Origin of the sequence: Streptomyces sp. NPDC041068 (assembly GCF_040647455.1) — a bacterium.
Taxonomy (GTDB): Bacteria; Actinomycetota; Actinomycetes; order Streptomycetales; family Streptomycetaceae; genus Streptomyces.
Genome location: NZ_JBEZCG010000002.1, coordinates 448,437 through 462,301, shown reverse-complemented (window position 1 = coordinate 462,301; position 13,865 = coordinate 448,437). Strand labels below are relative to the sequence as shown.

8 protein-coding genes and 1 pseudogene are annotated in these 13,865 nt (G+C 71.7%); 4 read left to right on the top strand and 5 right to left on the bottom strand.

The genetic code is table 11. The features are described 5' to 3' along the window. Nucleotides 1–35: 35 nt before the first annotated feature. Nucleotides 36–1,754 (top strand): annotated as a pseudogene (locus AB0B50_RS05890) (NAD-binding protein). 45 nt (nucleotides 1,755–1,799) lie between these two features. On the opposite strand, the gene AB0B50_RS05885 reads toward AB0B50_RS05890, so the two are convergent. From AB0B50_RS05885 to AB0B50_RS05875, 3 genes are all read right to left on the bottom strand, one after another. Next, a complete protein-coding gene (locus AB0B50_RS05885; protein WP_362326191.1) occupies nucleotides 1,800–2,651 on the bottom strand; it encodes a metallophosphoesterase in 852 nt (283 codons plus the stop codon). 35 nt (nucleotides 2,652–2,686) lie between these two features. Next, a complete protein-coding gene (locus AB0B50_RS05880; protein ID WP_362326188.1) occupies nucleotides 2,687–4,330 on the bottom strand; it encodes a cytochrome bc complex cytochrome b subunit in 1,644 nt (547 codons plus the stop codon). Nucleotides 4,331–4,425: 95 nt separating this feature from the next. Further along, nucleotides 4,426–5,070 (bottom strand): maleylpyruvate isomerase family mycothiol-dependent enzyme, encoded by a 645-nt coding sequence (locus AB0B50_RS05875; protein WP_362326185.1) that lies wholly within the window; start codon nucleotides 5,068–5,070, stop codon nucleotides 4,426–4,428. A gap of 70 nt (nucleotides 5,071–5,140) precedes the next feature. Between AB0B50_RS05875 and AB0B50_RS05870 the strand changes: the two genes are divergently transcribed. The 3 genes from AB0B50_RS05870 to AB0B50_RS05860 all read left to right on the top strand — a co-directional run bounded on the left by AB0B50_RS05870 (nucleotide 5,141) and on the right by AB0B50_RS05860 (nucleotide 9,777). Further along, a complete protein-coding gene (locus tag AB0B50_RS05870) occupies nucleotides 5,141–6,118 on the top strand; it encodes a LysR family transcriptional regulator (protein WP_362326182.1) in 978 nt (325 codons plus the stop codon). Between the two features lie 410 nt (nucleotides 6,119–6,528). After that, complete coding sequence (locus AB0B50_RS05865) at nucleotides 6,529–7,974, top strand: MFS transporter (protein ID WP_362326179.1); 1,446 nt, start codon at nucleotides 6,529–6,531, stop codon at nucleotides 7,972–7,974. Between the two features lie 345 nt (nucleotides 7,975–8,319). Then, entirely contained in the window at nucleotides 8,320–9,777 is a 1,458-nt protein-coding gene (locus AB0B50_RS05860) for an MFS transporter (protein ID WP_362326176.1), read from the top strand. Between the two features lie 318 nt (nucleotides 9,778–10,095). On the opposite strand, the gene AB0B50_RS05855 is transcribed toward AB0B50_RS05860, so the two are convergent. Both AB0B50_RS05855 and AB0B50_RS05850 read right to left on the bottom strand, forming a co-directional pair. After that, nucleotides 10,096–12,000, bottom strand: a complete 1,905-nt coding sequence (locus AB0B50_RS05855) for a GAF domain-containing protein (RefSeq protein WP_362326173.1) — start codon at nucleotides 11,998–12,000, stop codon at nucleotides 10,096–10,098. A 278-nt stretch (nucleotides 12,001–12,278) separates the two neighbouring features. Beyond that, the gene (locus AB0B50_RS05850; RefSeq protein WP_362326170.1) at nucleotides 12,279–13,664 is read right to left on the bottom strand and encodes an MFS transporter; all 1,386 of its coding nucleotides are present in this window, start codon (nucleotides 13,662–13,664) and stop codon (nucleotides 12,279–12,281) included. Between the last annotated feature and the right edge of the window lie 201 nt (nucleotides 13,665–13,865).

Below are 13,865 nucleotides of genomic sequence, written 5' to 3'. Positions count from 1 at the left end.
TCATGAATCCACAGGTGAGTCACGGCATTGAGATTCTGACTGATGTGTCAGTCGGCCTGCCACATCACCCGCATCACTGCAGTCTTGAGGCCGCCGAGCTCACCGATGAGGTGCTGGTCGAGGCGGGTGTCCCGCAGGCCTCCGCGCTCGCGCTCGTCCATGACGACGACGAGACCAACATCCGCACCGCGCTGGCCGCCCGGCGGCTCAACCCCCGGCTGCGCCTGGTGATCCGGCTCTACAACCGCAAGCTGGGCCAGCACCTGGAGGAGCTGCTCGACCAGGCCGCCGCCGTGGCGGGGCTCGCCACCACCGACGCCGGTGTCACCGTCCTGTCCGACGCGGACACCGCCGCCCCCGCCCTCGCGGCCACCGCCGTCGCGGGGACCAGCAAGGTCGTGCACGCCGACGGGCTGCTGCTGCGCGCGGTGGAGCGTACGCCTCCGGCCCCGGGCCAGGTGGCGCCGCGCGGCCTCGCCACCCTGGCGCTGCTCTCGGCCACCGCCAACGACCCGGCGGGGGCGGAGGGTTCGGACGGTGCGGACACCGGCGCGGGCCCCGCAGCTGCTGCCGGACGACGACGCCCTCGCCGCCGCTCCCGGGCGTGACGCGCTGGTCCTTGAGGCCGTCTCGTACGCGGGATCGACGCCGCCTCCCGGGTTCCTCGCGGGGCGCGGCGTGCCGTTGCGCCAGCTGTTCTCGCGGCGCCTGCGCCGGTCGGTGGCCGGGTTCGCGGCCGCCGTCGTCGGCATGGCCATCGCCTCGATCGTCACCAGCGATGACACCAGCCCGCCGCACGCCACGTATCTGACGCTCCTCGACCTCTTCTCCATCAACGACCCGGCGACCGAGGGGCCGATGAGCCGCCAGATCCTGCAGCTCCTCGCGGGACTCGTCGGACTGCTGCTCCTGCCGATCCTCTTCGCCGCCGTCCTGGAGGCCCTCGGCACCTTCCGCACCGCATCCTCGCTGCGCCGCCCGCCGCGCGGGCTCTCGGGCCACGTGGTCCTGCTCGGCCTCGGCAAGATCGGCACCAGGGTCCTTGCCCGGCTGCGCGAGCTGGACATCCCCGTGGTGTGCGTGGAGGCCGACCCCGAAGCGCGCGGCATCTCCCCGGCACGGCGGCTGCGCGTGCCCACCGTGATCGGCGACGTCACGGAGGAGGGCGTCCTGGAGGCGGCCAAGGTGCACCGCGCGCACGCCCTGCTCGCGGTGAACAGCGCGGACACCATCAACCTCGAAGCGGCCCTGTACGCACGGTCGGTGAAGCCCGACCTGCGGGTGGCCCTGCGGCTCTACGACGACGAGTTCGCGACCGCCGTCCACCGCACCCTGCGCGCCGCGCACCCGGGCGCCCTCACCCTTCCCCCAGCTCTCAACTCCGTTCGAGCAGGGGAGACCCCACTCGCAGCGTGTCCGCCCTGGCCGCGCCCGCGTTCGCCGGGGCGATGATGGGCCGGCAGATCCTGGGCGCACTGCCCGTCGAGCGCTCGGTGCTGCTCTTCGCCGCGCTCGACGTCTCCCTCCAGCCGCAGTTGACCGGCCGCAGGATCGCCGAGGTGTTCCGGCCCGGCGCATGGCGCGTGGTCGCCCTGGAACGCTCGGCGGGCCAGGAGTCGGGGCCGCCGTCGGGCCTGGAGTGGGAGCTCGACCTCGACTACGTCCTGCGCCCCGAGGACCGCGTCGTCCTCGCGGCCACCCGTCAAGGCCTGGCCGAACTCCTCGCCCGCAGACCGGTTTCCGCCCCGTCCTGACCAAGCCCTCCCCTCACCCCGATCCCCCCTTACCTCGGCCCCGCCTCAGCTCCGTTCCGGCAGCGGAAGGACCTGCCGCAGGTGCGGGTCGGGGTGGAAGTCCCTGCGCCACTCGCGCGGATAGCCGACGGACGCCTCGATGTGCGGCACGCCGTCGTGCCAGGTGGTGCGCGGAATGTGCAGATGGCCGTAGACGACGGCGGCCGCGTCGTACTTCACGTGCCAGTCGGCGGTGAGCTCGGTGCCGCACCACAGGGCGAACTCGGGGTACCGCAGGACCCGGGTGGGCTCGCGCAGCAGGGGCCAGTGGTTGATCAGGACGGTCGGCATGCCCGCGGGACGCTCGGCGAGGCGCTCCTCGGTGACCTTGACGCGCGCGCGGGACCAGTCGTCGCGGGTCGCGTACGGATCGGGGTGCAGGAAGTACTCGTCCGTGCAGACGACGCCCGCCTCGTGGGCCGCGGCAAGCGCCGACTCCTTGCTGTGCGTGCCTTCGGGGCGGAAGGAGTAGTCGTAGAGCAGGAAGAGCGGGGCCACCACGGCGGGGCCGCCCTCGCCGCGCCACACGGGGTAGGGGTCCTCAGGGGTGGAGATGCCCAACTCGCGGCAGAGCGCGACCAGATGCTGGTAGCGCTCCTCGCCGCGCAGCTGGACCGGGTCGTCCTTGGGCGTCCACAGTTCGTGGTTGCCCGGTGACCACACCACCTTGGCGAAGCGCCCGGCGAGGATGCGCAGCGCCCACTCGATGTCGGCCATGCGTTCGGCGACGTCGCCGGCGACTATGAGCCAGTCGCCTTCGGTCTGTGGTCGGATGGATTCGACGTACGTCCTGTTCTCGGCGTACGCCACGTGCAGGTCGCTGATAGCCAACAGCTTCGGAGTCTTCTCGGATGCCATCACCGTGTGAGGCTAACCGAGTCACGGCGAAGCCGTCAGTGATGATCGTCGCCTCGTTGGATCGCGAGGTACTCCTCCGGTGTCGCCTTGGGCACCTGGGCGCGGGGCCCGTACATGGCGCGGGAGAGGCGGGAGCGCAGGCGTTCGGAGCGGGGCACCTTGCGGGCCACGCCGTTGGCGTCGACCAGCGGTCCGATCTCGTAGGGCTGGGGCTGTTCGTGGGCGGTCAGGGTGTACAGCTCGGCCTGGCTCAGCGGTTCGTGGATCTCCACGTACTCGCCGTGCGGCAGGCGTTTGATGGTGCCGGTCTCCCGGCCGTGCAGCACCTTCTCGCGGTCCCTGTGCTGGAGCCCCAGACAGATCCGGTGCGTGACGAGGAAGGCGAGGACGGGCACGACGAAGAAGCCGATCCGTACGAACCACGTGATCACGTTGATGGAGAGGTGGAAGTGGGTGGCCCACAGGTCGTTGCCGCCGCCGATCATCAGCACCGCGAACAGCGAGAGCCAGGCGACGCCCAGCCCGGTGCGCACCGGGGCGTTGCGCGGCCGGTCGGCGATGTGGTGCTCCCGTTTGTCGCCCTTGATCCAGGCTTCGATGAACGGATAGACGCCGATTGCGAGCAGGATCAGCGGGAAGAGCGCGAAGGGGATGAAGACGCCCAGGTTGAGCGTGTGTCCCCAGGCGTTGATCTCCCAGGCGGGCATCACCCGGATCAGACCCTCGGAGAAGCCGAGGTACCAGTCGGGTTGAGCGCCGGTGGAGACCAGGTCGGGACGGTAGGGGCCGATCGCCCAGACGGGGTTGATGGTGGCGACCGCGGCCATGAGCGCGAGGACACCGAAGACGAGGAAGAAGAAGCCGCCGGCCTTGGCGATGTAGACGGGCAGGAAGGGCGCCCCGACCACGTTCTTCTCGGTTCTGCCGGGACCGCCGAACTGCGTGTGCTTGTGGTAGAAGACCAGGATCAGATGCGCGACGACGAGCCCGAGCATGATGCCCGGCAGCAGCAGGATGTGGATCGGATAGAACCGCGCGATGATGTCGTCGCCCGGGAACTCCCCGCCGAACAGGAAGAAGGAGATGTACGTCCCCACGACGGGGATGGAGAGGATGGCGCCCTGCGCGAAGCGGATGCCGGTGCCGGAGAGCATGTCGTCGGGGAGTGAGTAGCCGGTGAGCCCGGTGATGATGCCGAGGAACAGCAGCGTCCAGCCGAACATCCAGTTGAGCTCGCGCGGCTTGCGGAACGCGCCGGTGAAGAACACCCGCATCATGTGCACGAGCATCCCGGCCACGAAGACGAGCGCCGCCCAGTGGTGGATCTGCCGGATGAGCAGGCCGCCGCGCACTTCCATGCTGATGTCGATCGTGGACTCGTACGCACGGGAGACCAGGAGGCCCCTGAGCGGCTCGTAGGGGCCGTTGTACTCGACCTCGACCATGCTCGGTTCGAAGAACAGGGTCAGATAGACACCGGTCAGGATCAGGATGAGGAAGCTGTAGAGGCAGATCTCTCCGAACATGAACGACCAGTGGTCGGGGAAGATCTTGCGCATCTGGGTCTTGGCCAGGGTGTGGACGCCGAGTCTGCCGTCCGCCCAGTCGGCTACCCGCTCCCCCTTCCCCGGCCGTGTGGGTCGTCCGCTTGCCCCGGTTCGCTCGATGCGTCCGCTCATGCGCGACTCCCTTTCAGGCGGCTATCCAGACTAGGTCGCCCTTATGACGGATCCAACGGCCCGAATGTGACAACCGGCGGCCCGGAAAGGTGAGTTCACCTCAGGAGGTAACGCTCGCACCCCTGGCCCCGCAGCCGACCCTCCGGCAGCCGGCGGCCGTACGCGACGAGGAGGAGGTCCTGTGCGGCGCCGTGCACGGACGTGCCGCCGCCGAAGGTCCAGTCGAGGTCGTCGGCGCGCAGCTCGACGCCGGTGAGGTCGGCACCGAAGAAGCGGGCGCTCTTGGGGGTGATGTGGTCCAGGAGGATGCGGACGCGGTCGGGCGGAACCTCCCGGTCCAGGCCGAGGGCGACCGTGGCGTCGAGGCCGTGCACCACGTCGTGGCCGAGGGCCGAGGGGTAACCGCCGACCGGGGGCGTCCAGGGGTGGTGGGCGTTGTCCCCGAGCAGCGCGGCCAGTTCGGCCGTGGTGAAGGCGGCGGCGTCCTTGCGGGCGCAGCGGTCGGTCATGCGGTGCAGGCTCCCGCGCGCCTTGACGAGTTCGGCGAGCGTCTTCGGCAGGGAGTGCCGGAAGCCGAGGGACATATGGGCCACGACTTCGCGTACGCGCCAGCCCGCGCAGAGCGAGGGCGCGTCCCACTGGTCGGCGCGCAGTCCGCCGAAGAGGTCGGCAAGGTCGCGGCGTTCGGCGGCGATCGCGGCCCTGACGTCGGTGTCGTCACGCGTGCTTCGGATACCCATGGATACAGGGTGATCAAGGAACAGCCAGAAGTCCAAGAGCAGTTGCTTCCCGCCACTAGCATCATCAGTTATGGAACTTCGGCAGCTGCAGTATTTCGTCGCCGTGGTCGAGGAGGCCAACTTCACCCGTGCCGCCGCCCGGCTGCGTCTGGCGCAGCCCGGTGTGAGCGCGCAGATCCGGCAGCTGGAGCGGGAGTTGAGGCACCGGCTCCTGGACCGGTCGGGGCGGTCGGTGACACTGACGGAGGTGGGCGCCGCCGTCCTGCCGTACGCACGCGCGGCGCTCGCCGCCGCCGAGGGGGCGCGGCGGACGGCGGACGAGTTCACGGGGCTGCTGCGCGGCCAGGTCACTCTCGGGCTCGTGTCGGGCGCCGCCGTCCACGAGTTCGACGTGGTGTCGGTGCTCGCCGACTTCCACGACGCGCACCCGCAGGTCGAGATATCCGTGACCGAGGACGCGTCGGACCGCATGCTCGCCGCGCTGCGCGCGGGCGAGCTCGACATCGCGCTGCTCGGCCTGAGCTCCGAGGAGCCCCCGGCGGACGTCTCGCTGGACCTCGTGATCGACGAGCCGCTGGTCGCCGTCGTGGCCCCCGGCGACCGGCTCCTGGAGCCCGAGGGCCGCACGAGCGTCCCGCTGGCCGAGCTCGCCGACCGGCCGCTGATCAGCCTGCCGCGCGGCACCGGGGTGCGGTCGGTCCTCGACCGGGCGTTCGCCGAGGCGGGCATCCGTCCGCGCATCGCCTTCGAGGCGGCCGCCCCCGCCGTCCTGACGCGGCTCGCCGTGCGGGGCATGGGCGTGGCCGTGCTGCCCGCGCCGAGCGAGGAGGCGCTCGCCGCGCTCGGCCTGCGGATGCTGGCGCTCACCGATCCGTGCTCGCGCGGCAGGATCGCGCTGACCTGGCGCACGGACGGTCCCGCGAGCCCCGCGGCGCGCGTGCTGCTGGACAGACTGCGGGCCGAGCTGAAGCCGGTGGCAGCAACGGGGCGCACGAGATCCGCGAGGAGGACGTCGCCCGGCCCTCCCCGCTCGAACACCGCAACCTGAACCCGCTCGGCCGCTGCGCACCGCATCCACCCCGTCGGCCGGAGAGCACCAGCGCGCGCTGAGGCACCCCATGGACAGCGACCCCGTCGGCGGTGCGTGACTTATTGCGTTGCTGGGAGGTCCGGGAACGTTTTAGCCTCGTGTGGTTCCGCCGGTGCCCGTTCCGGGGCCCGGCGCTGTGTTTCGAGGTGATGACGTATCTCCCAGGCCAAGTAAGCAGCCGCTCGTTCCGAGGCTCTTTCCGGTTGTCCGCGATGGCGGGCTTCCGACGTGTGCCTCGACGGCGGTGCTCCCTGATGGCCTGGGCTCGTCGCACCCTGCTTCCCCCCTGTCGCGCTGTACGCGTGCGGGGGCATGCCCAGGCCTGCCCCCGCCCCCATTCCTTCTGTACGCGAACAGGAATCTTCCTCGTGTCCACCGACACCCACACCCACGGTCGTCCACGCCCCACAGGGGCCGGCCGTGCCGCCACGATCATCCTGGTCGTGGTGTTGATCGCCGAGCTGATGAACGCGCTCGACGGTTCGATCGTCCACACCGCCCTGCCCTCCATCCAGGCGGACACCAGCGCGTCCAGCGCCGCGGTGCAGTGGATCCCCGCCGCCTACACCCTGACCTTCGCTCTCGCCCTGATCACGGGTGGACGCCTGGGTGACCTCTTCGGGCGCAAGCGGGTCTTCATCGCCGGCACCGTGCTGTTCACGCTGGCCTCGCTGCTGTGCGGGATCGCGACCGGCCCGGAGTTCCTGGTGACCGCGCGGGCCCTCCAGGGCGCCGGGGCGGCGGCGATGGTGCCACAGGTCATGGCCACCATCGCGGTCACCTTCCAGGGCGAGTCGCAGGCCAAGGCGTTCGGCATGTACGGCATGATCATGTCGCTCGGCGGCGTCCTCGGGCCCGTCCTGGGCGCCGTCCTGACCTCCGCCGACATCGCCGGTCTCGGCTGGCGGGCGATCTTCCTGATCAACCTGCCCATCGGCCTGGCCACCGTGCTCTTCGCCCTCCGGTTCATTCCCGAGTCCCGCGAGCGGCAGGCCAGGCGCCTCGACCCGCTGGGCATGCTGCTCTCCAGCACCGGCCTGCTCCTTCTCGCCTACCCGCTCACCGTGGGCGGCGAGAACCACTGGCCGGTGTGGAGCTTCGTCATGCTCGTCGCGGGCGCCCTGGTGCTGGCCGCGTTCGTGGCCCAGCAGCGGGCGAAGACCCGTAAGGACAGCTCCGCCCTGGTCGCGCTGTCGCTCTTCGAGAGCAAGGCGTTCGCCGGCGGGCTCGCCGCCCAGCTGGTCTTCGGCCTGGTCTCTGGGGTGTTCCTGCTGACGTGGGTGCTGTTCATGCAGTTCGGCCTCGGACTTTCGCCGGGGCAGTTCGCTCCGGCGTCCGTCGCCATCTCCATCGGCGGCATGGCCGGCGCGATGCTCGCCTCCAAGTGGGCGGGACGCCACATGCGGCGCGTGCCGCAGGCCGGGGCGGTGCTCATCGCCGCGACCCTGGTCGGCTACCAGCTGCTGGTCTCCGCCCAGCAGACCGGGATGCCGTTCATGGCCGCCGTCGCCCCGATGATCTTCGTCGGGGCCGGTTTCGGCATGGTCGGCGCGGGTCTTGCCGGTCTCACCCTCAGCCAGGTCGGCCACGAGGACGCCGGATCCGCGGCGGGGCTGTTCAACACCGCCATGCAGCTCGGTACCGCGCTCGGTGTCGCGACGGCCTCCGTGGTGTTCTTCAACCACGCCCCCGCCGGCAGCCACGGCACCGCCGTGACCGAGGCGTTCGCGGGCAGCGTCCGGTACGTCATCGCCGCTCTCGCGGTGATGTGGGCGCTGATGTTCCGACTGCCGGGGCCGGTCAAGGCCGCCTGAACCACCGTCGGCGGCCCTGCCCTTACCGGGCAGGGCCGCCCCTCCCCAGGCTTGAGTGCATTCTCCGGCCCGGCTCCGCCCCTGTTCCCTTCCTCTCGGGCGGACGTGTTCCGCCAGTCCTCGATGTGAGGTGATGACGTATCTCCCAGGCCCGATAGCCGTCCCCTTTCCGGCACGGGCGGCACCCTCGCGGTGCCGTACCGAGTGTCGGCATCGACGGCGTCTTCTTCGCCCGGCCTGGGACCGCTCCTGCTCTTCCTGTGCGCAGTCGGCGTACGCGGCCCCGGCCTGCCCGTATCCCCCGACGCTCACCCGACGCTCACCGGAAGCAGGAGCTCTCCTCCCATGTCCCACCACACCGACCGGACCACCACCAGCAACCCACCGCGCGCCGGAGACCCGGCCCCGGGCCGGGCCCGTGCCGTCACCCTCGCCGTCGTCCTGACCGCCGAGCTGATGAACGCGCTCGACGGCTCCGTCGTCTACACCGCGCTGCCCTCCATCGCCGCCGACACCGGCGCCACCACCGCGGCCCTTCAGTGGATCGACGCCGCCTACGTCCTGACCTTCGCGCTCGGTCTGATCACCGGCGGCCGGCTCGGCGACCTCTACGGCCGCAGGCGGATCTTCTTGGCCGGTACTGCCGTTTTCACGCTGTCATCGCTTCTGTGCGGGATCGCGAGCGGTCCTGACCTGCTGATCGCCGCCCGGGTGCTCCAGGGCGCGGCGGCCGCGGTGATGGTGCCGCAGGTCCTCGCGACCCTGCACGTCACCTACGACGAGGGCTCCCGGGCGAGGGCATTCGGGCTGTACGGGACCGTCATGTCGCTCGGCAGCGTCATCGGCCCGGTCCTGGGCGGCGTCCTGACCCAGGCCGACCTGTTCGGCCTGGGCTGGCGGCCCATCTTCCTGATCAACCTGCCCATCGGTATCGGCGCCGTCATCCTCGGCCGACGCTTCCTTCCCGAGTCCCACGACCGCACCGCGCGCCTGGACCCGCTCGGCATGTTCCTGTCCGCGCTCGGCCTGCTGCTGATCACGCTCCCACTGACGACGGGTGGCGAACGCGGTTGGCCCCTCTGGATGTTCGCGACGATGGCCGCCGGCCTGCTTGTCCTGACGGTATTCCTGGTCCAGCAGAAGACCAAGATGCGCAAGGACGGCTCCCCCCTGGTCGTGCTCTCCCTCTTCACCGGCCGCACCTTCAGTGCCGGGCTGGCCGCGCAGCTGGCCTTCGGCCTGCTGTCCGGCGTCTTCTTCCTTTCCTGGGTCCTGTTCATGCAGAACGGCCTCGGCCTCACCCCGGGCCAGGCCGCCGTCGGCTTCGTTGCCGCCTCGCTCGGTGAGACGGGCGGCGCCTGGCTCGCCATGAGCCTCGTCGCGCGCTACGGACGAGCCGTGCCACAGGCCGGAGCCCTGCTCGCCGCCGCCACCCTGTGCGGCTACCACCACCTCATCACCGCCCAGGGCGCAGGCATGGGAACCGTACCGGCCGCGGCCCCGATGCTCGCCGTCGGCTTCGGCCTCGGCATGATCGGCGCGCCTCTCGCCGATCTGACCCTGGGCAAGGTCGCCCACCAGCACGCGGGATCGGCCTCCGGCCTCTTCAACACCGCCACCCAGCTGGGCATCGCACTGGGCACGGCCCTGACCACCGTCGTCTTCTTCACCTGCATCAGCGCCGATACCCGCGGCCCCGCCGTGAGCACCGCCTTCGCGGACAGCCTCTGGTACGTCGTCGGCACACTGATCACGATGTGGGCGCTGATGCTGCTGCTTCCCAAGCGGACCCACACGAACTGATGGGCGACGGGCGACGGTGCCTCCGTACCGTCGCCCCGCTCGCCCGTACCGTCGTCCCGCTCCCCCGTACCGTCGCCCCGCTCGCCGCCGACGAGAAGACCGCCGTCGTACGCAAGGGGCCCACACGTGGCGAACCTGGTCCACGAGAAGCGCGTCTCGACCGACCAGCAGCCCGCCGCCCGGCAGAACCTCGTCCTGGAAGAGGCCGGGATCGGGGACCCGGTCGTCTTCGAGGAGGACCTGGGCACCCCAGGTCGGGCGCCGCTCGGCCGGCCTGGATTTCGCCCAGCGCGCCGCGCGGTAGGCTCCTCGTACGCCTCACCCCCCGGGCGTCAACCGGTGGAGCCTGAGGGCGAGTTGGATCTCCAGGGTGCGCGCGGGCGTGTTCCAGTCGTCGCCGAGCAGCCGCGCGACGCGCTCCAGGCGCTGCACCACCGTGTTCACGTGGACGTGCAGCGCGGTCTTGGCCTTGGTCAGGCTGCGGTCCTTGCCGAAGTACGCCTCCAGGGTGCGCACCAGCTCCGTGCCGCGTTCGGCGTCGTAGTCCAGGAGGGGCCCCAAGGTGGCGCGCACATAGCCGCCCAGGTCGGCCTGTTCACCGATGAGCAGCCCCACGAAGCCGAGGTCCGCGAGGGCGGCACCGTGCCCCGTGTGGCCGAGGGCCCGCAGCGCGGAGAGGCAGCGCAGGGCCTCGGCGTGCGCGGCGGGCAGCCCGGCGGGTTCCGCGGCGGGGCCCGCGGCGCCGACGGTGACCGGGGCGCCGACGGCCTGGCCCAGTTCGACGGCGAGCGTGCGGGCACCGGGGCCCGGCTCCTCGGTGGGTGTCACGATCACCACGTCGTCGTGCTGGAGCCCGGCGAGGCCGCTGCGCGCGCGGGCCGTGCGGTGCGCGGCGGCGAGCAGCCGCTGCCGGGGCACGCTCTCGCTGTGGGCGACGAACACCGCGTGCGGCCGGTCGAGCCGGACGCCCAGGCGCCGGGCGCGGCCCGCGAGACCCGTGGGGTCGCCGGTGGTGGAGAGCAGGTCGCCCAGGAGTTCGCCGCGCACCCGGTCCTCGGTCTCTGCCACCGAGCGGCGCAGGAGCAGCAGCAGCGCGGTGACGACGCTCGCGCGCTCGAACAACCGCCGGTCCGCGTCGGCCAGTTCGGCGCGTCCGGTCAGGGCGATGCTGCCGAGGAGCTCGGGTCCGGCGAGGACCGCGCACACCCAGGTGCCGTCCTGCGGGACGGCACGGCCGCTGGCACGCGAGGCGGCGACGGCCGGGGCGGGCGGAGGCAGCGGATCGGCGGCGGTGCGGGCCAGTTCGACGCCGTCCGCGTCGTGGATGAGGACGCCGCCGTCGAGGAGGGCGGCGATGCCGTCGGCGACGTCGTCCGCGCCGCCGCCGCGCAGCACGAGGTCGGTGAGCTGGTCGTGGGCCTGCTCGGCACGGCGCATGACCTGGCTGTGCGCGCGGATGGTCTCGGTGGCGGCGTTGAGGTCGACGAGCGCGGCCCTGGTCTCCTCGAGAAGGCGCGCCCCGTCGATGGCGATGGCTGCGTGGTCGGCCAGCGAGGAGAGCAGGACGATCTCCTCCGTGGCGAACTCGCGGGCGGCGCGGTCGGCCGCGTACAGCACGCCGATGACGCGCGAGCCGAGCCGCAGCGGCACACCGAGGATCGCCCGCAGCCCCTCCTGGAGGACGGCGCTGTCGATGGCGTCGGTGTGGTGGAAGCGGGGGTCCTGCTGGTAGTCGCCGGTGACGTAGGGGCGTGCGGTCTGGGCGACGAGGCCGCCGAGCCCCTCGCCCATGCCGAGCCGCAGCTGCTGGAAGGCGGCGGCCACGCTGCCGTCGGTCACGCGCATATAGGTGTCGCCCGCGGTCTCGTCGTTGAGCGAGAGATACGTGACGTCCGTGCCCAGGAGCAGCTTGGCGCGGCGCACGATGGCGCGCAGGACGGCGTCCGCGTCCCGCAGCGCCGCCAGGTCGCTCGCGGTGTCGAACAGGGCGGTGAGCTCGGCCTCGCGGCGGCGGTGCGCGCCCAGGGTGCGGTGGACGCGCAGCGCCACGTCGGTGGCCTCGTCGAGTGCCGCGAGGTCGGCGGCCGAGGCACCGGCCTCGCGGGCGCGGGCGGCGGGCCGCGCGAACTCCTCGGCGGGCGCGCCCCGGTCGAGCAGGTCGAGCAGGCTGCGCAGGCCGGCCTGGGGGTCGGCGTCGCCCGCGCCCTTGGTGGTGGGGAGCATGGGGTGATCGTCTCCCGGCGGGGTGGGTGCGGTCGATGGTCCGCCCCGGATCCGGGGCGGACCGGGGTGCGGCGGTCGGGCGCGGCTCCAGGAGGGGGCCAAGGTGCGGCGGTCGGGCCCGGCTCCAGGAGGGGGCCAAGGTGCGGCGGTCGGGCGTGGAGGCTGTGGCGTCGGCCACCCGGCGGGCCAAAGGCGCAGCCTCGGCGTCGGCCACCCAACGAGTCAAAAGCACAGCCCCGGCGTCAGCCGCCCAGCGGGCCAAAAGCACAGCCCCGGCGTCAGCCACCCAGCCGCACCTTTCCTTCACGCTCGGCGGCCGGGCGCGGGGCGGGCCCGCCGGTCTCGTCCGCGGACAGGTCGCGGCCCCTGGTCTCCCTGGCCAGGCGTACGGTCACGGCGGTGACGAGGGCGGCGAAGCACATGTACAGGGCGACGGGCAGCGCGGAGTCGAAGTCCTTGAGCAGTTCGACGGCGATGATCGGGGCAAGCGCGCCGCCGATGATGGAGGCGAGCTGGGAGCCCATCGAGGCTCCCGAGTAGCGGACCTTGGTGTCGAAGAGCTCGGAGATGAAGGCGGCCTGCGGCCCGTACATCGCGCCGTGGAAGAGCAGTCCGACGGTGACGGCGAGCGCGATGACCGGGAAGGAGCGGGAGTCGAGCATGGCGAAGAAGGCGAAGGCCCAGCCCGCCATGCCGAGCGCGCCGATCAGCGTGACCGGGCGGCGTCCTATGCGGTCGGAGAGCGCGCCCCACAGCGGAATGGTGACGAAGTGGAACGCGGAGCCGATGAGCACGGCGTTGAGCGCGTCGCTCTTGGGGAGCTCCAGGTGCACGGTGACGTAGACGAGGACGAAGGCCGTGAGGATGTAGTAGGAGATGTTCTCGCCGAAGCGGGTGCCGATCGCGGTGAGCACCTCGCGCCAGCTCCTGCGGAACACCTCGACCACCGGCGGCTGTTCGGCCACCCCCGCTGCGGCGGCCGCCTCCGCCTTCTGCTGCGCCTGAAGGAAGACCGGTGACTCGGTGACGGAGATCCGGATCCACAGGCCGATCATCACGAGGACCCCGGAGAGCAGGAAGGGGATGCGCCAGCCCCATGCCTCGAAGGCCTCGTCCGACTGGACGGCGGCGAGCAGCGCGAGCACGCCGGTGGCCAGGAGGTTTCCGCCGGGGGCGCCGGCCTGCGGCCAGGAGGCCCAGAAGCCGCGCCGCTTGTCCCCGCCGTGCTCGGACACGAGCAGCACGGCGCCGCCCCACTCGCCGCCGAGCGCGAAGCCCTGCACCAGGCGCAGCACGGTGAGCAGGATCGGGGCGCCGACGCCGATGCTCGCGTGGGTGGGGAGGAGACCCATCGCGAAGGTGGCGCCGCCCATCATCAACAGGCTGATGACGAGCAGCTTCTTGCGTCCCATCCGGTCGCCGTAGTGCCCGAAGACGACCCCGCCGAGCGGGCGGGCCGCGAAGCCCACGGCGTAGGTGAGGAAGGACAGGAGCGTGCCGACCAGGGGGTCGCTGGACGGGAAGAAGAGGGTGTTGAAGACGAGCGCGGCGGCCGAGCCGTAGAGAAAGAAGTCGTACCACTCGATGGTGGTGCCGACGAGGCTCGCCGCCACGATGCGGCCGATTCCTGCGCGGCTCTGCGGAGCGGATCCTTGCGAGGCCATGTGCACCACTTCCAGGAGTTCTGCGGGGACTTGGACGGGGATGGGGACGGGGACGGGGACGGGGATGGGGACGGGGATGCCTCCGTACCGGCACAAGGTAGGAAACCGCAGATCAGTGGCGTATATGGCGGAGCACCATGGTTCGGGTCACGGCCGTGTGCGCGACCGCCATGCGTGCCGCGCGGGACGGGTGCCGCGCAC

Excerpts from the sequence above, each read along its gene's own strand:
- AB0B50_RS05885 (WP_362326191.1), bottom strand. The coding sequence starts at position 2,651 with ATGGCATCCGAGAAGACTCCGAAGCTGTTGGCTATCAGCGACCTGCAC.
- AB0B50_RS05880 (WP_362326188.1), bottom strand. The coding sequence starts at position 4,330 with ATGAGCGGACGCATCGAGCGAACCGGGGCAAGCGGACGACCCACACGG.
- AB0B50_RS05875 (WP_362326185.1), bottom strand. The coding sequence starts at position 5,070 with ATGGGTATCCGAAGCACGCGTGACGACACCGACGTCAGGGCCGCGATC.
- AB0B50_RS05870 (WP_362326182.1), top strand. The coding sequence starts at position 5,141 with ATGGAACTTCGGCAGCTGCAGTATTTCGTCGCCGTGGTCGAGGAGGCC.
- AB0B50_RS05860 (WP_362326176.1), top strand. The coding sequence starts at position 8,320 with ATGTCCCACCACACCGACCGGACCACCACCAGCAACCCACCGCGCGCC.
- AB0B50_RS05855 (WP_362326173.1), bottom strand. The coding sequence starts at position 12,000 with ATGCTCCCCACCACCAAGGGCGCGGGCGACGCCGACCCCCAGGCCGGC.
- AB0B50_RS05850 (WP_362326170.1), bottom strand. The coding sequence starts at position 13,664 with ATGGCCTCGCAAGGATCCGCTCCGCAGAGCCGCGCAGGAATCGGCCGC.